A 19,704-nucleotide genomic window follows, 5' to 3' on the forward strand; every position below is an offset into this window, starting at 1 on the left:
TGAGCGGGGCTTCGGGTTTGCTCAGTTGAACGAGTCGCCGCAGGCGCAGGAGCCGGTCGCGTTCGGGTTGTCGATCGTGAAGCCCTGCTTCTCGATCGAGTCCACGAAGTCGATCGACGCACCCTTGAGGTACGGCGCGCTCATCCGGTCGGTCACAACGCTGACGCCACCGAAGTCGGCCACCACGTCACCGTCGAGCTGACGCTCGTCGAAGAACAGCTGGTACCGCAGGCCGGAGCAACCGCCCGGCTGCACGGCGACGCGCAGCGCGAGGTCGTCGCGACCTTCCTGGTCCAGCAGCGCCTTCACCTTGGCAGCAGCCCCGTCGGTCAACAGGATGCCACTGGCCGTAGTTGCGGCCTGCTCGGTCTGCGCTTCAGTCATTCCTGACTCCAGTCATCTCTTGAGCGCTCGGTCGCTATGGGCAGGCGGCCGCGCGCGGAAAGTCCGCTGTCATCCGGGTCAACAGCAGTCGATCCCGAACCATTCCCATGGTCGCACACCAATTTCGGGGATCAAGCAGGCGGCTCACCGGCTGAACCCGGGCCGGTACCGCGTACGCCGTACGCTCAGCGCGCCCAGGTCCGGGCGACCCGCTCGGCGACGGCCGCCAGCGAGCCGTGCGGGTCGGCGAACGCCTGCTCCTCGCCGACCGCGTCGACCAGCGAATACGCCGACTCGACGCCCATCGTGCGCATCTCCCGGGCCCCGATCTGCACCTTCCCGGCCAGGACGACGCACGGCCGCATCGCGTCGTTCGCCACCTTCGCGACGCCCGAGATCACCTTGCCGTCGCGGGACTGGAAGTCGAACGCGCCCTCGCCGGTCAGTACCAAATCCACTTGCCCGGCCTTCGCCTCCAACCCGGTCAGCGACGCCACCAGGTCGATCCCGGACACCCGCTCGGCGCCGAGCAGCAACAGCGCGTAGCCGAGTCCGCCGGCCGCGCCCGCGCCCTTCTGGTCGGCCGTCTTGCGCCCGGCGAGCTCCGCGAACTTGGTCAGGTACCCGTCGACCGCGGGCTTCCGGTCGTCGGTGATGCCCTTCTGGGTGCCGAAGATGTTGGTCGCACCCCGCAGCCCGAGCATCGGGTTCTCGACGTCGCTGGCGGCCACGAACTCGATCCCGGCCAGCCGGCTCCTGGCCGGCTCGAGGTCCACCTCGGTCAACTCGGCCAGCCCCGTGGCGCCTTTGTCCAGCTCACCACCGGCCGCGGTCGCACCCAGCGCGGCCAGCAGTCCCGCGCCGGCATCGTTCGTGCCGGACCCGCCGAGGCCGAGGATGATCCGCTTGGCACCGGCGTCCACCGCCGCGGCGATCAACTGACCCACGCCGTACGTGCTCGCGTCCTCCGGCCGCCGGTCAGCCGGCTCGACCAGGTGCAGCCCACAGGCCTGAGCGGTCTCGATATACGCCGTCTCCCCCGCCACGAGCACGGTCGCGGGAACCTCGTCGCCGAGCGGACCACGCACCGTCACGGACAACAAGGTGCCATCGACAACAGCCGCCAGTACGTCGATGAACCCGGGCCCGCCATCCGCCATCGGCGCCACCAGTACTTCGGCCTGCGGATCCCGCCGCCGCCACCCTTCCTCGATGGCAGCCGCGGCCTCGACCGCAGTCAACGTCCCAGCAAACTTGTCCGGAGCAATCAGCACGCGCATAGCCGACATCCTCCCCTACCCGCTCCTCACCGCGCTGCACCGGAACCACCTCCCGGACAGGTAGCGGCGACGGCGTTGGCCGCGCGGCGGCCGGAGACCAAGGCGCCCTGGATGGAAGCCGTGTCGCGGTGGTCGCCGGCGATGAAGAGGTTGTCGCCGAGGGAGACGGGCTGGCGGGCGACGAGTGGGGCGGGTTGTTCGGGGAGGGCCTCGCGGATGTCGTGGCGGGTGATGAGGTTCCAGGCTCCGGCTGAGCGGCCATAAAGGCGAGTCAGCTGGATCCGGACCTCGCTCTCGACGGCACTCGTCGGCCAGAGGGTGGTCGCTTGGATCAGGTGGCGGCCGGGTGGCGCGTAGGACGGCGCTACGTTGGAGATGACCGCTGTGTTGACGATGGGACCGTCTCGGCGACCGTCGACTACCAGGAGCTTGTCGGTTCTCGGTGGCTCGTCGGCGGCGAACCAGTAGGTGCTCAGACCCTTCATCCGCGGCGCCCGAACGCGGACGAGTCCGACTGATGGGTTGGTCGCGACCACGACCGCCTTCGCGGCGAGTTCGCCGTCCGTGGTCTTGACCGAGGTCCCGCTGACCGAAACCACCCGTACGCCGGTACGCACGGGCTCGGCCAGTCGTGCCGCCAGTTGCCGAGGTAGCGCATTCATCCCGTCGGCCGGCAGGCCCGGAGTACCGAGGAGGAAGGCGCGCAGCAGCAACCGCACGAAAGCAGCCGAGGTGGAGCCGTCGTCAGAGGCAAGCACTCCGGCCAGGAACGGTTCGAGGATCTCGTGGCGCAGTCGTCCGTCGACGCCGGCTCGATCCAACGACTCAGCCAGCGGTACGTCGGGGCCGTGGAGCAGGCGTGGCACGGAGCCGAGTGCAGGTGCTGCCCAGGCTGCCAGTCGGGCAAGCTCTACAGGGCGGACGTATCCGCTGAGGAGCGAACGCCTGATCAGTCCGGGTTCGCGCCGGGGGTCGGCGACGGTCGCAGTACCGGCGGCTCCTGCGACGGCCACACCGGCGGCGAAGTACCGCAGGTCAAGGGCCGGTAGGTCGAAGTACCGTCGGGCGGCCGGATAGGAGGGGTTGAGCAACTGAAATCCCCGGTCGCACCGGAAGCCGTCGACCAGTTCGGTCCGGACTCGCCCACCGACCTCATCGGCCGCTTCGAGGACCGTGACGGCGAGGCCCTTCTCCTGCAGCCCGACGGCCCAGTTGAGCCCGGCGAGCCCTGCCCCGACCACGACCACGTCAGTCATTCCCCGATGTTTCCACAGTCGTCTGCTACGAGCAGATCGCGCTGTCTGGAGGCGTGTCCCGGCCTAGCCTCGAACACATGGAGCTTGTGGAACTCAGGCCGGAGCTGCACCTGCTGCGCTTCCCCGTCGGTCAGGCCTACCTCTGGCAGGACGCGGACGGACTGACCCTGATCGACACCGGTCCGGTCGGCGCCGGCGAAGCGATCAGACTGGCCATCGAAGACCTCGGCCACCATCACCGGGACCTTCGCCGCATCGTGCTCACCCACGCGCACGGCGATCACGCCGGATCCGCCGCGGAGATCAGGGAGTGGAGTGACGCACCGCTGCTGGTCCATCGGAACGACGCTCCGCTGGTCGAGGGAATCCTGCCGGTGCCGCCTCCCGTGCTCCTCGACTGGGAGCGGCCGCTGTTCGCCCTCGTCGACGGGCATCTCGGCGCCCCACCGGTCGCAGTGGACCAGGAGGTGAGTGACGGCGACATCCTCGACTTCGGCGGCGGCGCGCACGTGATCTCGATCCCCGGGCACACCGCGGGCAGCATCGCCCTCCACCTCCCCCGGTACGGCGTCCTCTTCACCGGAGACGCGGTGGCGGAGTACGAGGGTCAGCTCATCCTCGGCGTCTTCAACCAGGACCGGACGGCGGCCACCCACTCACTCAGCCGGCTGGCCGGCTTCGACGCCGGGATGCTGTGTTTCGGTCACGGTGAGCCGGTCCGGTCCGGCGGCACGGCCCGGCTGCGAGAACTCGCGATGATTTCGCATTCTGAGCAGTGACGTGCACCATGCGGCCGGGCAGGTCGGGCGTGGCACGATGGTTGACGTGACGACCATCGCAGAGGGTTCGAAATCACTCCCGTTGCTCTTCCTGGGCCGGGACACCGATCCGCACTCCGAACGCGGGGTGGAGTGCCCGGGCGCCCTCCCGCCGGCCTCCGACCCGAACCTGGTCGAGCGCGCCCTGAAGGCGAAGGCGGCGCTCGGTGACCAGGTGTTCGTGCTCGGTCACCACTACCAGCGCGACGAGGTGATCCAGTTCGCCGACGTGACCGGTGACTCGTTCAAGCTCGCCCGCGACGCGGCGGCCCGCCCGGACGCGCCGTACATCGTGTTCTGCGGCGTGCACTTCATGGCCGAGTCCGCCGACATCCTCACCAACGAGAACCAGACGGTGATCCTGCCGGACCTCGCGGCCGGTTGCTCGATGGCCGACATGGCCCGGATCCAGCAGGTCGAGGCGGCCTGGGACGCGCTGGCCGACGCCGGCGTCGCCGATGTCACCGTGCCGGTCACCTACATGAACTCCAGCGCCGACATCAAGGCGTTCTGCGGCCGCAACGGCGGCGCCGTCTGTACGTCTAGCAACGCCGACGTCGCTCTCGACTGGGCCTTTCAGCAGGGCGAGAAGGTGCTCTTCCTCCCCGACCAGCACCTCGGCCGCAACACCGCGGTTCAGAAGATGGGCATCAGCCTGGACGAGTGCGTCGTGTACGACCCGCACAAGCCGGGCGGCGGCCTGACCCCGGAGCAACTCGCCGACGCGAAGATGATCCTGTGGCGCGGCCACTGCTCGGTCCACGGCCGGTTCACCGCTGCCGCGGTCGACGACGTCCGCTCCCGTGTCCCCGGCGTCAACGTGATCGTCCACCCCGAGTGCCAGCACGAGGTCGTCCTCAAGGCGGACCTGGTCGGCTCGACGGAGTACATCATCAACACCCTCGAGGCAGCCGAGCCCGGTACGTCGTGGGCCGTCGGCACCGAGCTCAACCTGGTCCAGCGCCTGGCCAAGCAGCACACCGACAAGAACATCGTCTTCCTCGACAAGACGGTCTGCTACTGCGCCACGATGAACCGCATCGACCTCCCCCACTTCGTCTGGGCCCTGGAGAACCTCGTCGCCGGCACCGTCGTCAACCCGATCAAGGTCGACCCCGAGACCGAGCAGTACGCCAAGATCGCCCTCGACCGCATGCTCGCCCTCCCCGGCAAGACCCGCGACTAGTACGTCGGCGCCTGTGCCCCGCGGCGCTTCCGCGCACGCGGGGCTCAGGTACGGGAGCGGCCGACGAGGTTGAGGGCGAGGTCGACGTACAGGCGGGCGACCTCCTCGGCGCTGGCCGGGCCGCCGGTCTGGAACCACTGGGACAGCGCGGTACACATCGTGACCACCGCCCGAGAGGCTTCGTGTGCGTGCGGGGTCGTGAACGAACCGTCCCGGGTCGCGTGCTCGACCTCGAGGTCGACCATGCGCTGGACGGCACGCCGGGACGCCGCGACCCGCTCGTGCGCCACCGGTTCCAGGCTGCGCATCTCGCTGGCTCCGACGAACCCGAGCTCGCGCCGGTGGGTGTGGAACAGCGCCAGACACTCGACCAGCAAGGCGAATCTCTCGACCGGATCCGCTCCCTCGGTCCGCGCCGCGCGCATCCGGGCCTGGAGGTCCTCCATCGTCAGGTCGAGGATCGCGACCAGCATCTCCTGCTTGCTGGCGTAGTGGTGATAGACGCCGGGCACTGACAGACCGGCCCGCTGCGCGATGTCCCGGATGGTCGCGCCGTGGTACCCGACCTCGAGGAAGGCCGCGAGCGCAGCCGCCAGCGGCGCGTCCAGCTCGATCGGCGGGAACCGCCGCCAGTCGTCGCCGACGGCAACCGTTCCCACCGCGCCACGGGTGGAGCGCTTGGGCCCGTCCGTGGGCGGGGCGGGGAACAACTGCTCGACCGGGACGTCGAGCAACCCGGCGATCTGCGCCAACCGGACGGCATCGACGCCCGTCCGCCCGTTCTCCACAGCGCTCAGCGTCGCCGGGCTGACAGCAAGGTCGCCCGCCAGCCGCCGGAGGCTGACGCCGCGCGCCATCCGCAACTGGCGGACCCGGCGGCCGATCGTGGCCCGGGGGTCGGTATCGGTCGCGGGCTGTTCAGACACGCGCGCCGGATCGCTCGGTGTTACTCATGGCTGAACACTCTACGTTGCTCCCCACCCTGAGCCCCGCATCCCGGCGAGGACACGGCCGCCCGGATCTTGACAGCCTCAGATGATGTCCGCAAGGTTGTTCATCACAGACCGATCGCTCGCTCGGTAGCTACGACACCGGAGGTCAGGATGACTGAGACAACCGCGCCGTACGTCGGCGACCTGCTCAAGGACTCGCCGAAGAACTGGGGCAAGTGGGGTTCGGACGACGAGGTCGGTGCGCTCAACTACCTCGGCCCGGCGGAGGCCCTCGCCGCCGCCACCTTGGTCCGGTCAGGAAAGGTCTTCACCCTGCAGATGCCGATGGGCAACCCGGCCGGGGATCCGGTCTGGCCCGGCCGTCGCGGCTCCGAGCGGTACATGCTGCTCGACGAGAGCCACTGGCTCGCCGACAAGGGACCGACCTTCCCCGGTGGTCTGCACTACGCCGACGACGCGATGTCCGCGTTCCTCCAGGGCTCCACGCAGTACGACGCCCTCGGTCACGTCTGGTACGACGGTCAGATCTGGAACGGGTTCGACGCCACCAGCACGATCGGCGGGATGGCCAAGGCCAGCGTGCAGCCGATCGCGGAGAAGGGCGTCGTCGGCCGCGGCGTACTGCTGGACATCGCCCGGCACCGCGGCATGGAGACTCTGGGCAAGGGCGAGACCTTCACCCACGAGGATCTGCTCGCCTGCGCCGGCGCCCAGGGTGTGGAGATCCGGCCGCGCGACATCCTGGTGATCAGGACCGGCTTCCTGAACCTCTTCCACCAACTCGGCAAGGAAGCCTTCTACGACGGCTTCAACGAACCCGGCCTGACCTACTCCCCGGAACTCGTCCAGTGGTTCCACGAACTGGAGGTGCCGAACCTGGTCACCGACACGATCGCCAACGAGGTGACCATCGACCCCGAGAGCGGCGTGGCGTTGCCGCTGCACTGTGCGCTGATGCGCAACCTCGGCATCACGTTCACCGAGATCTGCGATCTCGACAAGCTGGCCGGCGACTGCGCCGAGGACGGCCAGTGGGACTTCATGTACACCGCCGCGCCGCTCAAGGTCGTGAACGGCACGGGCGCCCCGGTCAACCCGGTCGTCATCAAGTAGGCGCGGCATGAACAGCTACGACGACCGCCCCTGGCTCGGCCGGTACGCCGACGGCCAGGCGGTCGACCTCGACCCCGAGTTCACCGACGCCCTGGCGATGTTCCGCGCGTCGGTCGCCGGCCGCCCGGACACGGTGGCGGTCAAGTACTTCGACGGCGTCCTCACCTTGCGCGATCTCGACGAACTGTCCGACGCGTTCGCCGTCGCCCTGCAGGCGAACGGGTTCGGCCGCGGCGACCGGATCGCGCTGTACCTGCAGAACGTGCCGCAGTTCGTGATCGCGTTGCTGGCGGCCTGGAAGGCGGGCGGCATCGTCGTACCGGTCAACCCGATGAGCAAGCAGCGCGAGCTGTCCTATCTGCTGGCGGACTCCGGCGCCACCGTGCTGCTGTGCCTGGAGGGCCTGTACTCCGCGGTCGCGCGCGACGTCGTCGCCGACACCGATGTGAGATTCGTGGTCACCACCAGCGAACTGGCCTACCAGAGCCGGGACGACGAGCGGGTCTTCAAGGGCATCGAACGCACCCGGCACGAGGGCACCTCCGACTTCGTCGAGCTCATCGACGCGCACAGCGGCGGCCGGCCGGAGCCGGTGTCGTACGACGTCGACGACGTGGCTTTCCTGACCTACACCTCCGGCACCACCGGTACGCCCAAGGGCGCGATGAACACGCACGGGAACGTGACCTACAACGCGCAGGTGTACCGCGACTGGTGCCGGCTGGGCCCGGACGACACGGTCCTCGGCGTCGCGCCGCTGTTCCACATCACCGGGCTGATCGCCCACATCGCGGTCTCCCTGCTGATCCCCGCGCCGCTGGTGCTGGCCTATCGGTTCGAGCCGGGAGTCGTGCTCGACGCGATCCGTGAGCACCGGACGACGTTCACGGTCGGCGCCATCACCGTGTTCATCGCGCTGTCGAACACCCCGGGCGTGACGCGTGCGGATCTCGCGTCGCTGAGGACGGTCTACTCCGGCGGTGCACCGATCGCCCCCAGCACCGCACGGAGCTTCCAGGACTCCTTCGGCATCTACGTGCACAACGTCTACGGACTGACGGAGACGACCTCGCCCTCGCACCTCGTACCGCCGCGGGTGGCGGCGCCGGTGGACCCGGCCAGCGGCGCGCTGTCGGTCGGTGTGCCCGCCCCCGGAACGATGGTGCGCATCCAGGATGACAACGGCAACGATCTTCCGGCCGGGGAGATCGGTGAGATCGTGACGTCGGGGCCCCAGGTGGTGCTCGGCTACTGGAACAAACCCGACGAGACCGCGCATGCGCTGCCCGGCCGGCAGTTGCGCACCGGTGATGTCGGGTACATGGACGCAGACGGCTGGTTCTACATCGTCGACCGCAAGAAGGACCTGATCAACGCGTCCGGGTACAAGGTCTGGCCGAGAGAGGTGGAGGACGTGCTGTACGAGCACCCGGCGGTACGCGAGGCCGCCGTCATCGGCGTACCGGACGAGTACCGGGGTGAGACCGTCAAGGCGTTCGTCAGCCTGAAACCCGGGACGACCGCGACCCCGGACGACCTGATCGCCCACTGCAAGGAGCGGCTCGCGGCGTACAAGTATCCGCGCGGCGTCCAGCTCATCGACGAGCTGCCGAAAACGGTGACCGGCAAGATCCTGCGGCGCGAGCTGCGGAAGCGGTCGGGGTGACGGACACCGCCGGCACCCTGGCCGGTCTCGATCTCGTTGCCCTGCGCGTCTATTTGGCGGAACGGCTGCCGGGCGGGCTGAGCGGCGAGTTGTCGGCCGAGCTGATCGCGGGCGGACGGTCGAACCTGACCTATCTGCTCGACGACGGCGACCGACGCTGGGTACTTCGGCGGCCGCCGCTGGGGCACGTGCTCGAGACCGCACACGACATGGGCCGCGAGTACCGGGTCCTGTCCGCGCTGGCGCCGACGCCGGTGCCGGTTCCACAGCCGTTCCTGCTCTGCGCCGATGTCAGCGTGATCGGAGCGCCGTTCTACCTGATGGAGTACGCCGAAGGCACGGTCTATCGCACCGCTGACCAGCTGCGTTACCTGTCGCCCAGGACCGCGCAGTCCCTCGCGGACGCGCTCGTCGACACGCTCGGGGTGTTGCACGAGGTCGATCCGGCTCGCGTGGGTCTGTCCGAACTGGGCCGGGCGGACGGCTACCTCGAGCGGCAGGTCCGGCGCTGGGGGAAGCAACTCGCCGCCTCGCGGTCCCGGGACATCCCCGGCATCGACCGCCTGGGCGAGAGACTCGCGCAGGACGTACCGCGGTCGTCCCGTACTGCCGTGGTGCACGGCGACTACCGGCTCGACAACGTGGTCGTCGAGGAACGAGCCGGCGTCCCCCGGATCCGCGCCGTGCTCGACTGGGAGATGGCGACGATCGGTGATCCGCTCACCGATCTCGCCTCGATGCTCGTCTGGTGGGACGGCATCGCCGGGATGAACAGTCCGGTGGCCGCGGTACCGGGCGAGTGGCCCGCCTTCCCCTCCGGCAGCCGGCTGCTCGAGCGGTACGCCGCCGGCCACCCTGTTGCCTTCGGCAACATGCCTTGGTACCTGGGATTCGCGTACTACAAGCTGGCCGCGATCTTCGAGAGCATCCATTTCCGCGACCTGCGGGGACACACCGTCGGCGCCGGCTTCGACCGGCTGGCCGAACTGGTCGCGCCGCTGGTGGACCGCGGCCATCGGGCCCTCGACGGCTGAGCCGGCGACACGCGTTCGATTCGGAGGAGAAGACCAGATGTCGACGATCGCAGGGGTGGACGTCTCACTGCGAGCGCAGGAGCTGACGGACCGCATGGCCGTGTTCCTGCACGAGCATGTACTGCCCGCGGAACCGCTGTACGAGGCCTACCGCGCCGCGGCCGGGCCCGCTGATCACACCGTCCCGCCGGTGGTCGAGGAGCTGAAACTGCGGGCGCAGTCGATTGGCCTGTGGAATCTGTTCCTGCCGGCCGAGTCCGGGCTGACGCAGCTCGAGTACGCGCCGATCGCGGAACTGTCCGGCTGGAGTCACGACCTGGCGCCGGAGGCGATCAACGGGCAGGCGCCGGACACCGGCAACATGGAACTGCTGCACCTGCTGGGCACGCCGGAGCAACGCTGCGCGTGGCTGGAGCCACTGCTCGCCGGCCGGATCCGGTCGGCCTTCGCGATGACCGAGCCGGAGGTGGCGAGCAGCGACGCGACCAACATCGCCACCCGGATCGAGCGGGACGGCGACGAGTACGTCATCACCGGGCGCAAATGGTGGGTCACTGGCGCGGCCGATCCGCGCTGCGCGGTGCTGATCGTGATGGGCCGGACGGATCCGGCCGCGCCGGTACACCGACGGCAGACGATGGTGATCGTGCCGATGGCCACCCCCGGCGTCACGGTCGTCCGTGACCTGCCGATCTTCGGGCGCCACGACCAGCACGGGCATGTCGAGCTGCGGCTCGACGGCGTCCGCGTCCCGGTTGCCAACGTGCTGGGTGAGGAGGGCGGCGGGTTCGCCGCGGCACAGGCCCGGCTCGGACCGGGACGTATCCACCACTGTCTGCGCGCGCTCGGGGCTGCCGAGCGAGCATTGGCGATGCTGTGCGACCGGGCGCGGCGACGGGTGGCGTTCGGAGTACCGCTGGCCGAGCAGGGTGTTGTCCAGCAGCAGATCGCCGAATCCCGGCTGGCGATCGATCAGGCTCGCTTGCTCTGCCACCAGGCGTGCCACGTCATCGACACGGCGGGCAACAAGGCCGCCCGGCACCTGGTGGCGATGGCGAAGGTCGCCGCGCCGCGCGCCGCCGCGGCGGTCATCGACCGGGCCATCCAGGTGCACGGCGGAGCCGGGCTGTCCGACGCGACTCCGTTGGCGGCGATGTACGGCTGGCACCGGGCCATGCGATTGTTCGACGGTCCGGACGAGGTGCACCTGCAGTCGCTGGCCAGAGCCGAGTTGGCCCGTACGCCGGTGCTGCCGCTATGACCAGCCGGATCCGGTACCGCGGCGCGGGCGGAGCGGCGTACATCACGTTGGCCCGTCCCGACCGGCGGAACTCGCTCGACCTGGCCACCTTGGACGAGCTCGGACGGTCGGTGCGCCGGGCCCGCGCCGACGACGTCCGGGTCGTGGTGCTCGCGGCCGACGGCGACGCGTTCAGTGTCGGCGGCGACCTCGTCGCGATCGCCGCCGCCGACGATCGCGAGCAGTACGTCGAGGACCTGGCCGAGACACTGCACCGGGCGATCACCGAGTTGCACAACCTCGAGGCGGTCGTTGTGTCCGTCGTCACCGGTGTCGCGGCTGGTGCCGGCGTCGCGCTGGCGGCAGCGGCGGACGTCGTACTGGCAGCGCACTCGGCCAGGTTCTCGATCGCCTACACCAAGGTCGGTCTCTCGCCGGACGGCGGAACCAGCCTGCTCTCCGCATCGCTCGGGCTGCACAGGGCTCTCTATCTCGCGCTGCTCAACCCGCTGCTCACCGCGGAGGAGGCGATGACCGCCGGCCTCGTCGCCGAGGTACATCCCGACGACGAGCTCCCAGCCGCCGTGGAACGGGTGGTCGGCACGCTGCTGACCGGCTCGCGGACCGCTCAGGTGGTGGCCAAACGGCTACTCCGCTGCGCTTCCTCCCCGGACCCGGCCTGGGTGATGCGCCGCGAGGCACTCACGATCCGCGCCGCGGTCGGTAGCGCCGACGCACAGGAAGGGATCGCAGCGTTCCTCGACAAGCGCCGACCGCGCTTCCCGAGTGCTGGTGGCTCGTCAGCGGGAGACGCGGGTTGAGGCGTACCAGGTGGCGAGTAGGTCGGGGATCCGGTCGGGGGCCCAGCGGTTCACTGGGTCGATGCGGGTGTTGATGGAGGCCAGGCCTTTGGCCAGTTCGCCTACTACGTCGCCTTGCCAGGGGACGACGGCGCCGTCTTCGGGGGCGACGATGACGGCGGGGCCGCCTCGGTCGACGCAGACGACGGGGCAGCCGCTGGCCAGGGCCTCGGCTACTGCCCAGCCGGCGGCTTCGCGCAGAGCTGGGGCGAGGAGGGCGTCGGCGCGGAGGAGGGCGGTGAGGACTTCCTCACGCGGGAGCTGGCCGGCGAACTCGACCCGGTCCCGGACGCCGAGTTCCTCCGCGAGGCGTTCGGCGCGGCGCCAGTCGGGGCCGTCGCCGATCACGCGGAGCTCCCAGTTCGCGGCTTCCGGGCGGGCCAGGACGCTGATTGCCATCAGCACCCCTTTCCACGGGATCAGCCGGCCGACGAACAGCGCGGTCTTGGTGCCGGCGGCGCCGTACGGTTCGCGCGGGCCGCACGCGGTGGCGAAGCGGCTGATCGCGACGTTCGGCTGGACGACGACCTCGCGCGCGTACCGGGCGAAGTACTCGGCGACGTCCTTGTTCTGGGCAACCACCAGATCGGCGCTCTGGGCAAGCTTTCGCCCGACCAGCTTGCGGCACAGGCCGGTGTAGCCGCGGCGTACGAGTTCGGTCAGCATGCCGCGCGAGCCGAGCCAGTGCGCCATCGACAACGGTGCCGTGGTCGAACCACCGACCGGTCCCCAGATCACCTTGGCCGACGACTCCTGCACCACCCCGGCCGGCATCCAGTCCACGGCGAAGGTCAGGTGGTGGATGACGTCGAAGGAGTGCTCGGCGTGCAGGCGCTGCGCAGTACGGCCGGCCAATCGCTGCCAGAGCGGGTAGTACCAGTACACGTCCGCGGGCCGGCGCCGGAGCTTGAACAGCCAGTTCGGCAGTTCCAGCGGGACCACCGTCAGCGAAGGGATCGGCCGGATCGCCAGTTCCTCGGCGATCTCGTGCGCGAACTTGCCGCGGGTCAGCAGCCAGACGTCGTGATCGCGGGCAGCGGCCTTGGCCCAGGCCCAGCCGGCCCCCGGCTCGGACCCGCCGTTCGGCCGGCACGCGTAGGCGCTGACCAGGATCTTCGGCCGGCTCGACATCAGCTTGTGCCCTCCAGCAGCCGGCGCAGGTCCGTGCTGGAGGTGGAGGCGGTGTACGGGAAGTAGTGCACGCTGGCACCGACCTCGCCGAGCAGCTTCTCCAGCCGCAGACCCTTCTCCGTACCCTTCCAGTCGTCACCCTTGAAGAGCACGTCGTAGCGCAGTTGCTTCCACATCTCGAACTTGTCGCTGGACCAGTCACTGACCACCTGGTCGACCAGCCCGATGGCCTGGACGACCTCCATCCGCTCGTCGTGCGGAACCACCGGCGGCCGGCCCTTGATCCGGGTCACCACGTCGTCCTCGACGACGCCGGCGATCAGGAAGTCGCAGTGCTCGCTGGCCCGGCGCAGGATGTTGAGGTGGCCGATGTGGAACATGTCGTACACGCCGGGGGCGTAGCCGATCACGCCCATCAGCTGTTCACCTCCGCCGCCCGCGCGGCCGGCTGCAGGGTGGCCATCTCCTTGTACCACTTGACGATCGCGGCCAGCAGGAACAGCAGATTCGCCGCCAGCAACGCGCCGTACAGGGTGGTGAAGACGGTCGGCCGGCCGAAGGTGAGGAAGACCAGGCACAGTACGCCGTAGTCGCTCGGTGCGATCAGCAACGACTTCAGCACGGAGTCACCACGGACGTTGCCCTTCGCGCCACCGTGCCGGCGACGCAACTGGTCGATCAGGATCAGGCCGAAGAACATCACCGCGGACACGCACAGGTAGGCCAGCGGGACGAGCAGCACCAGTTCGTTGCTGAAGGCATCGAAGCGGTAGAGCGAGATCAGTACCGCGCTGTGCAGCAGGACGATCTTCACGCAGTCGATCATGTGGTCGAGCCACTCCCCCAGCGGCGAGCCGCCGCCGCGGAGCCTGGCGAGCTGCCCGTCGGCGGAGTCGAGCGCGTAGCCCAGCACCAGCAGGGCGGTCACGGCCAACGCCAGCGGCAGGCTCGGTTCGACGGTGGCGATCAGCACGATCCCGACCAGCGAGCAGAACCCGCTGCTCAAGCTGACCTGGTTCGGCGTACGGCCGGCCAGGAACGCGCCGGCGGCCAGATACCGGCCGATCCGGCGGTTGACGAACCTCGAGTACGCCGGGGTGCCGGCCGACGGCTTCTGCGCGCTCGACAGTTCGGCGACCACGTCGCCGACGGAGCGGCCGCTCATGCGACGGAACTGCGCGACTGCCGCTGGTCGATCGCGGCGCGCAGGATCTGGCTGCGGGAACCGCGTCCGGGCGCCAGTTCGCTGACCAGGCCGGCGGGAATCCCGTCGAACTCGTCAGGACCCAGCACTCCGTCGGTACCACCGGCAGCGAACACGGTCTCGACCCCCAGCGCACCGATCAGCCAGTCCGGCTCCGCGACGCCATCCACCACGACCACCTCGTCGACGCAGCGCAACTGCCCGACGATCTGGGCCCGCTCGACGATCGGCACGAACGGCCGGGCTCCCCAGGCGTCCTCGGCCCAGTCGTCGGTCAGGATGCCGACGACCAACCGGTCGCACTGCTGCTTCGCCTGCTCGAGCACGTCGAGATGCCCGACGTGGAACAGATCGAAGACCCCGGTCAGATAGCCGATGCGTTGCGGCACTCTGTACTCCCCCATCGAGCCCCCGCGGGCCCTGCCCCTGCGCCCCCCGGGCGACTGGAAAACTGAACTCCTGGCGAACATCCGGACAACCGGTCCCCACCAGTGACTGACGTGACCCCCCACGTCAGCGGAGACCTTACACCGAGTAATCATCGACGACCTAGCGCCCCCGGTCACCGCGTGCCTGGCCGCGTCGGCCGGTCCGGGTGCCGGCCGCGTGCCGCGCGATCGCATCGGCGTAGATCCTCTCCGTGGCCGCCAGGTCCCGCTCCGGGGTGAAGCGCTCGAGATACACCTGCCGGGCTCGCTCGCCGAAGGCTACCGAAGTCGCGGGGTCGGTGAGCCACCCGAGGGCCTTCCGCAGACTTTCGGGGTCGCCCGGCTCGGTCAGCGCACCGGTCTCGCCGTCGTCGACCAGTTCCGCCAGCGCCCCGATCCGGGACGCGACCACCGGGACGCCGTGTGCGAACGCCTCGATCACCACGAGACCGAACGTCTCATAGGAACGCGCCGGAACCACGACGACGCGCGCGGTACGGAGCACTTCCATGCACCGGTCCCAGGGCAGTTGCCCGAGCACCCGGACCGACGGATCGCGCTGCGCCAGGGCGTCGGCCTCGGCCCGGAGTGGGCCGTCGCCGATCACCACCAACTCCCCCAGCGTCGGGTCCCAGGCCTGGAGCAGATCCGCGAACCCCTTGTCCTCGGCCAGCCGGCCGAGGAAGACCACCGCGTCACCGGCTCCACTGCGCACCGCGCCGTACTGCGACACCGCGTGCGGCTTGACCACGATCTGCCCGGGGTCGAATCCACCCGCGACATACCGGGAGCGGACGAACTCCGACGGCGCGACCAGGGTGGTGACGTACCGGGTCCAGGTGTGCAGAGCGTTGTGCACGCTGATTCCCGTCGCCAGCGGCAGGCTCTGCACCTTCGAGTCCCGATAGCAGCCGCGCACTACTCCGCGCCACGCGATCCGGCCGACGCAGTCCTCGCAGGGGCCGCCGTCGCGTTGCAGGACGGCGTTCGCGCACATCAGCCGGAAGTTGTGGAGCGTGGCCACCACCGGCAGATCCAGCCGATGGGCGGCGCGCAGTACCGACGGGCTGAAGAGCGGGAACGTGTTGTGCACGTGAACGATGTCAGGACGCTGCTTCTGCAATCGGAAGGTTAAATCGCGTTCGGCCGAGAATGACCATACGGAGCGAAACGGTAACAGTGCGCGATCAGTCCGGCTCATTTGGGCTATTTCGTCGCTGTTCTGTGCATACAGGTCGACGTCATGTCCTGAGCTACGCAAAAAATCAGCTGTTTGATCGACCACGGTGTTCTCACCACTGGGTTGACCCGAACGGTAACGGTTGTGCAACATGGCGACCCGCATGACATCACCTTAAGTGTTCGCGGTGGTGACAACTGGTACGTCAGGCCGCACCTGGGGACGAAACGACCGCGCGCCGATACACCCGGAGGGTGCTTTGAGGAAGTTGTTGGTCGCAGCCCTTATCGCCGTGGCGTTGGCTGTCGTTACAGTCGCTTACCCCGTCATCTCTCACCACAAGAACGCGGCATCCGCCGATAAGTCACGCGATGCGGCCCAGAACGGCCCGTCCGGTTCCGCGGTCCTCCCCTCCAACGACCCGACCGTGAAGCCGACCCAGGCCCCGGGCACCGTCTCCACCAAGCCGCCGACCACCGGCCCGACGTCATCTGCGAGCAGCACGCCCACCAGTACGGCCACCAAGTCCGAGCCGACGACCACGACCACGACCAAGCCCGCCGAACCGGCCGTCGGTGAGAGCGACGCAGGCCCAGCGGTGGCCGGTCCCTGCAGCGGCGTGGTGATCAAGCCCGGCCAGAACGCCCAGTCCGTGGTCAACTCCCAGCCGGCCGGCTCCACCGTCTGCTTCGCGGCCGGTCGGCACCGGATCAGCCAGACGATCCGGCCGAAGGCGAACATGACGATCGCCAGCTCCGCCCGTGCGATTCTGACCGGTTCGGTGCCCCTCACCAGCTGGAGCAAATCGGGCGCGTACTGGGTCAGCCGCGGCGCGCTGCCGGCGGCGTACGGGAAGGCCGGGCAGTGTGAGGACGACAAGGCGAACATCTGCCACCTGCGGGAGCAGGTGTTCGTTGACGGCACCCACCTGACGCGGGTCGCATCCCTGGCCGCCGTCAAGCCGGGCAGCTTCTACGCCGACTACACGGCGGACGCGATCTACCTCGGCAGCAACCCGGCTGGACGCTCGGTCGAGATGTCCAGCACGCCGACCGCGATCGAGTCGAACCAGCCGGGCGTGACCGTCCGCGGCCTGACCATCGAGCACTTCGCCAGCCCGGCGCAGGCCGGTGCGCTGGTCTCCGGCCCGGCCTGGACCGTGAAGGCGAACGAGGTCCGCTGGAACAAGTCGGTCGGCCTGATGCTGGTGAAGGCGAACAGCGCCAGGATCGAGCGCAACCTGGTGCACCACAACGGTCAGCTCGGCCTCGGCCAGTACAACTCGCTCAAGGCGAACGTCACCCGCAACGTGATCACGTACAACAACACCGACGGCTTCTGGATCGCCGACTGGGAGTCCGGCGGGATGAAGTCCACCCGCTCCTCGGGCACCGTCAGCGGCAACGTGATCCGGGCCAACAAGGGCGTCGGGATGTGGGCGGACGTGGCCGACGACGGACGGGTGATCAGCTCCAACAAGATCCTGAACAACGCCGCCGACGGCATCCGGTTCGAGATCAGCCGCAACGGGGTGATCGAGAGCAACACGATCACCGGCAACGGCTTCGGCACCGGTCGCGGCTCCGGCTCGTCGCTGTGGGACGGCGGCGGCATCAACGTCAACACCTCGGCCAACGTGCAGGTCCGCAACAACGTCGTGACCGGCAACGTGAACGGCATCTCGATCCAGTCCCGCACCCGGGGCGACGGACCGTGGGGCCGCTACCTGCTCCGCAACGTGCGCGTCACCGGCAACACCGTCGGGATGACCGGCGGCACCCAGGCCACCGGCATGGTGCAGAACTCCGGCGCCGAGGTGCCGGCCGGCCAGCTGACCTTCAGCGGCAACCGGTACCTGCTGGACAAGCTGGCCGCGCCGCGGTTCGCCAAGTTCGGCACCAAGCTGAACGCCACCGGCTGGCGCAGTGCCGGCCTCGACACGGCGGGGAGCTTCCTGACGAGCTGAGCCGGTCCGAGACTCCCGAGCCCGATGCCCCGGGCAAGCATCACGGAGCGCAACCTCAATCACCCAGCGCAATTGATGCACCCGGCAACGACACCGAAACACGCCTGGGGCAACTGACTCAGAGATTCGCCGATTCCCCTGCTCGCAGCGAGGTCTGATCGGCAATGGGGGGCACGCGCAACGACAATGCGCATTGCCACGACTACGTCAAGTAGTAGTCTTTCTGGGGAAGGCCGCACCAGGGGGGTGCAGAGAAGTGGTACCCGAACCCCCGGAGGGTCGTCAGTGAAGAAGTCAGTGACCATCATCTGTGTGGCGGCAGCCGGTGCGGTCGCCATCACCGGAATCGTGGCGGGCACCAGATCCAACATCGCCTCGGCCTTCGGCGAGGACCGCAAGCCGGGGACCGGCGTGCTGCCGGGCGACCACCCGCGCAAGCCGTGGCCGCGCCCGACGTCGACGCCCACCGTCAGCGTGCCCACGCCGCCGCCGGTGCCGACCAGGCCGCCCACCACGCCGACCGTCAGCTCCACTCCTACTCCGACGCCGTCCTCTACGCCGACGTCTACTCCCACTCCTACGCCTCGGCCGACCACGCCGGCGCCGGGCGCCTTCCCGGCCGGACCGTCGCAGGCCCCGGCCTGCAACGGCACCACCATCAGCCCGGACCAGAACGCCGCCGACCTGATCGACCAGGCCGTCTCCGGTACGACGTTCTGCTTCGCGGCCGGCGTGCACCGGATCGACCGGCCGCTCCGCCCAAAGGCGAACATGACCCTCGGCAGCGACCAGGGCGCAGTACTGACCGGGTCCGTGCCGTTGACCGACTGGGCCGCCACCGACGGGGACTGGGTCACCAAGGGAGCCCTGCCCCCGGCGTACGGGCAGACTGGTCAGTGCGAGGACAACGTCGCGAACATCTGCTTCCTGCGCGAGCAGGTCTTCCTCAACGACAAGCACCTGAAGCGGGTGAACACCCGGGACAAGGTTGTCCCCGGCACCTTCTACGCCGACTACGCCGGGAACGCGATCTACCTGGGCGACCAGCCGCAGGGCCAGGCGGTCGAGATGTCCAAGACGTCGACCGCGATCGGGTCGAGCCAGCCCGGCGTCACGGTCCGTGGGCTGACCATCGAGCACTTCGCCAGTGTGCCGCAGGCCGGCGCGGTGGTGCTCAGCTCCGGCTGGAAGGTGTTCGCCAACGACATCCGCTGGAACCACGCGGTCGGCGCGATGCTGGTCAACGCCGACGGCGCCACGCTGGAGAAGAACCTGATCCAGTACAACGGGCAACTCGGCGTCGGGCAGTACAGCAGCACCAACGGCACGATCAAGGGCAACCAGGTCAGCAACAACAACACCGACGGCTTCTGGATCGCCGACTGGGAGTCCGGCGGCATCAAGACCACCTGGTCGACCAACGGTTCCGTCACCGGCAACCTGATCAAGCAGAACCTCGGCGTCGGCCTGTGGAGCGACGCGTACGACGACGGCCGGTTGTTCAGCGACAACCAGATCATCGACAACGCGGCGGACGGGATCCGCTACGAGATCGGCCGCAACGGCGTGATCGAGAACAACCTCATCACCGGCAACGGCCTCGGTACCGGCCGCGGCTCGGGTCGTTCGCTGTGGGACGGCGGCGGCATCAACGTCAACACGTCGGCCAACGTCCAGGTCCGCAACAACACCCTGGCCGGCAACGTGAACGGCATCTCCATCCAGTCCCGCACACGGGGCACCGGCCCGTGGGGCCTGAACCTGCTCCGCGACGTGACGGTCACCGGCAACAAGGTGACCATGCGCGGCGGCACCACAGCCACCGGGATGGTCCAGAACTCCGGCGCCGCGATCCCACTGGGCGAGGTAGTCCTCAAGGGCAACAACTACATCCTGGACAGCCTCACCGCCGACCGCTTCCAGAAGTTCGGCCAATGGTTCAGCGCCACCGAATGGCAAGCCGCCGGCCTGGACACCGACAGCAACTTCACCGTCGGCCGCTGAC

Annotated in this window: 18 protein-coding genes; 9 read left to right on the plus strand and 9 right to left on the minus strand. The window is 69.1% G+C overall.

Annotated elements, in window-relative coordinates:
• Positions 1 to 21 precede the first annotated feature (21 nt).
• From ABD255_RS06440 to ABD255_RS06450, 3 genes are all read right to left on the minus strand, one after another.
• The gene (locus tag ABD255_RS06440) at positions 22 to 384 is read right to left on the minus strand and encodes a HesB/IscA family protein (RefSeq protein WP_344210821.1); all 363 of its coding nucleotides are present in this window, start codon (positions 382 to 384) and stop codon (positions 22 to 24) included.
• A 185-nt stretch (positions 385 to 569) separates the two neighbouring features.
• Entirely contained in the window at positions 570 to 1,664 is a 1,095-nt protein-coding gene (locus ABD255_RS06445) for a glycerate kinase family protein (RefSeq protein ID WP_344210823.1), read from the minus strand.
• Between the two features lie 26 nt (positions 1,665 to 1,690).
• Positions 1,691 to 2,920 (minus strand): NAD(P)/FAD-dependent oxidoreductase, encoded by a 1,230-nt coding sequence (locus tag ABD255_RS06450; protein ID WP_344210825.1) that lies wholly within the window; start codon positions 2,918 to 2,920, stop codon positions 1,691 to 1,693.
• 77 nt (positions 2,921 to 2,997) lie between these two features.
• On the opposite strand from ABD255_RS06450, the gene ABD255_RS06455 reads away from it, so the two are divergent.
• Positions 2,998 to 3,699: an MBL fold metallo-hydrolase gene (locus ABD255_RS06455; protein WP_344210827.1), complete on the plus strand. Its 702-nt coding sequence runs from the start codon at positions 2,998 to 3,000 to the stop codon at positions 3,697 to 3,699.
• A gap of 46 nt (positions 3,700 to 3,745) precedes the next feature.
• Positions 3,746 to 4,924, plus strand: a complete 1,179-nt coding sequence (nadA, locus tag ABD255_RS06460) for a quinolinate synthase NadA (RefSeq protein ID WP_425554386.1) — start codon at positions 3,746 to 3,748, stop codon at positions 4,922 to 4,924.
• A 44-nt stretch (positions 4,925 to 4,968) separates the two neighbouring features.
• Here the strand turns inward: nadA and ABD255_RS06465 are convergent, their stop codons facing one another.
• Complete coding sequence (locus tag ABD255_RS06465; protein ID WP_344210831.1) at positions 4,969 to 5,850, minus strand: TetR-type transcription factor C-terminal domain-containing protein; 882 nt, start codon at positions 5,848 to 5,850, stop codon at positions 4,969 to 4,971.
• 177 nt (positions 5,851 to 6,027) lie between these two features.
• Between ABD255_RS06465 and ABD255_RS06470 the strand changes: the two genes are divergently transcribed.
• From ABD255_RS06470 to ABD255_RS06490, 5 genes are read left to right on the plus strand one after another with little or no spacing between them, the layout of a single operon-like run.
• On the plus strand, positions 6,028 to 6,990 hold the full coding sequence (locus tag ABD255_RS06470; protein ID WP_344210833.1) for a cyclase family protein: 963 nt from the start codon (positions 6,028 to 6,030) through the stop codon (positions 6,988 to 6,990).
• 7 nt (positions 6,991 to 6,997) lie between these two features.
• The gene (locus ABD255_RS06475; RefSeq protein WP_344210835.1) at positions 6,998 to 8,656 is read left to right on the plus strand and encodes a long-chain-fatty-acid--CoA ligase; all 1,659 of its coding nucleotides are present in this window, start codon (positions 6,998 to 7,000) and stop codon (positions 8,654 to 8,656) included.
• On the plus strand, positions 8,653 to 9,690 hold the full coding sequence (locus ABD255_RS06480; RefSeq protein WP_344210836.1) for a phosphotransferase family protein: 1,038 nt from the start codon (positions 8,653 to 8,655) through the stop codon (positions 9,688 to 9,690). The genes ABD255_RS06475 and ABD255_RS06480 overlap by 4 nt, the downstream gene beginning before the upstream one ends.
• Positions 9,691 to 9,727: 37 nt before the next feature.
• The gene (locus ABD255_RS06485) at positions 9,728 to 10,951 is read left to right on the plus strand and encodes an acyl-CoA dehydrogenase family protein (RefSeq protein ID WP_344210838.1); all 1,224 of its coding nucleotides are present in this window, start codon (positions 9,728 to 9,730) and stop codon (positions 10,949 to 10,951) included.
• On the plus strand, positions 10,948 to 11,751 hold the full coding sequence (locus tag ABD255_RS06490) for an enoyl-CoA hydratase/isomerase family protein (protein ID WP_344210839.1): 804 nt from the start codon (positions 10,948 to 10,950) through the stop codon (positions 11,749 to 11,751). Before ABD255_RS06485 ends, ABD255_RS06490 begins: the two co-directional genes overlap by 4 nt.
• Here ABD255_RS06490 and ABD255_RS06495 read toward each other — a convergent pair.
• From ABD255_RS06495 to ABD255_RS06515, 5 genes are all read right to left on the minus strand, one after another.
• Entirely contained in the window at positions 11,731 to 12,921 is a 1,191-nt protein-coding gene (locus ABD255_RS06495) for a glycosyltransferase (RefSeq protein WP_344210841.1), read from the minus strand. The two genes, ABD255_RS06490 and ABD255_RS06495, sit on opposite strands and share 21 nt — an antisense overlap.
• Positions 12,921 to 13,337 (minus strand): FAD synthase family protein, encoded by a 417-nt coding sequence (locus tag ABD255_RS06500; protein WP_344210843.1) that lies wholly within the window; start codon positions 13,335 to 13,337, stop codon positions 12,921 to 12,923. Before ABD255_RS06500 ends, ABD255_RS06495 begins: the two co-directional genes overlap by 1 nt.
• Positions 13,337 to 14,086, minus strand: coding sequence for a CDP-alcohol phosphatidyltransferase family protein (locus ABD255_RS06505; RefSeq protein WP_344210845.1), 750 nt, complete (start codon positions 14,084 to 14,086; stop codon positions 13,337 to 13,339). Before ABD255_RS06505 ends, ABD255_RS06500 begins: the two co-directional genes overlap by 1 nt.
• On the minus strand, positions 14,083 to 14,514 hold the full coding sequence (locus tag ABD255_RS06510) for an adenylyltransferase/cytidyltransferase family protein (RefSeq protein WP_344210847.1): 432 nt from the start codon (positions 14,512 to 14,514) through the stop codon (positions 14,083 to 14,085). Before ABD255_RS06510 ends, ABD255_RS06505 begins: the two co-directional genes overlap by 4 nt.
• A gap of 160 nt (positions 14,515 to 14,674) precedes the next feature.
• A complete protein-coding gene (locus ABD255_RS06515; RefSeq protein ID WP_344210849.1) occupies positions 14,675 to 15,898 on the minus strand; it encodes a glycosyltransferase family 4 protein in 1,224 nt (407 codons plus the stop codon).
• Positions 15,899 to 16,160: 262 nt separating this feature from the next.
• Between ABD255_RS06515 and ABD255_RS06520 the strand changes: the two genes are divergently transcribed.
• Together ABD255_RS06520 and ABD255_RS06525 are read left to right on the plus strand one after the other, a co-directional pair.
• Positions 16,161 to 17,699, plus strand: a complete 1,539-nt coding sequence (locus tag ABD255_RS06520) for a right-handed parallel beta-helix repeat-containing protein (RefSeq protein WP_344210851.1) — start codon at positions 16,161 to 16,163, stop codon at positions 17,697 to 17,699.
• Between the two features lie 285 nt (positions 17,700 to 17,984).
• Positions 17,985 to 19,703: a right-handed parallel beta-helix repeat-containing protein gene (locus ABD255_RS06525; RefSeq protein ID WP_344210853.1), complete on the plus strand. Its 1,719-nt coding sequence runs from the start codon at positions 17,985 to 17,987 to the stop codon at positions 19,701 to 19,703.
• Position 19,704 lies beyond the last annotated feature (1 nt).

It is taken from the genome of Kribbella sancticallisti, from assembly GCF_039530625.1.
In the GTDB taxonomy this organism is placed as follows: domain Bacteria; phylum Actinomycetota; class Actinomycetes; order Propionibacteriales; family Kribbellaceae; genus Kribbella; species Kribbella sancticallisti.

What these genes read in the sequence shown, in the direction of transcription:
- ABD255_RS06470 (WP_344210833.1), top strand. Translation starts at nt 6,028, where the DNA reads ATGACTGAGACAACCGCGCCGTACGTCGGCGACCTGCTCAAGGACTCG.
- ABD255_RS06450 (WP_344210825.1), bottom strand. Translation starts at nt 2,920, where the DNA reads ATGACTGACGTGGTCGTGGTCGGGGCAGGGCTCGCCGGGCTCAACTGG.
- ABD255_RS06485 (WP_344210838.1), top strand. Translation starts at nt 9,728, where the DNA reads ATGTCGACGATCGCAGGGGTGGACGTCTCACTGCGAGCGCAGGAGCTG.
- ABD255_RS06490 (WP_344210839.1), top strand. Translation starts at nt 10,948, where the DNA reads ATGACCAGCCGGATCCGGTACCGCGGCGCGGGCGGAGCGGCGTACATC.
- ABD255_RS06495 (WP_344210841.1), bottom strand. Translation starts at nt 12,921, where the DNA reads ATGTCGAGCCGGCCGAAGATCCTGGTCAGCGCCTACGCGTGCCGGCCG.
- ABD255_RS06500 (WP_344210843.1), bottom strand. Translation starts at nt 13,337, where the DNA reads ATGGGCGTGATCGGCTACGCCCCCGGCGTGTACGACATGTTCCACATC.
- ABD255_RS06455 (WP_344210827.1), top strand. Translation starts at nt 2,998, where the DNA reads ATGGAGCTTGTGGAACTCAGGCCGGAGCTGCACCTGCTGCGCTTCCCC.
- ABD255_RS06475 (WP_344210835.1), top strand. Translation starts at nt 6,998, where the DNA reads ATGAACAGCTACGACGACCGCCCCTGGCTCGGCCGGTACGCCGACGGC.
- ABD255_RS06440 (WP_344210821.1), bottom strand. Translation starts at nt 384, where the DNA reads ATGACTGAAGCGCAGACCGAGCAGGCCGCAACTACGGCCAGTGGCATC.
- ABD255_RS06445 (WP_344210823.1), bottom strand. Translation starts at nt 1,664, where the DNA reads ATGCGCGTGCTGATTGCTCCGGACAAGTTTGCTGGGACGTTGACTGCG.
- ABD255_RS06515 (WP_344210849.1), bottom strand. Translation starts at nt 15,898, where the DNA reads ATGCGGGTCGCCATGTTGCACAACCGTTACCGTTCGGGTCAACCCAGT.
- ABD255_RS06505 (WP_344210845.1), bottom strand. Translation starts at nt 14,086, where the DNA reads ATGAGCGGCCGCTCCGTCGGCGACGTGGTCGCCGAACTGTCGAGCGCG.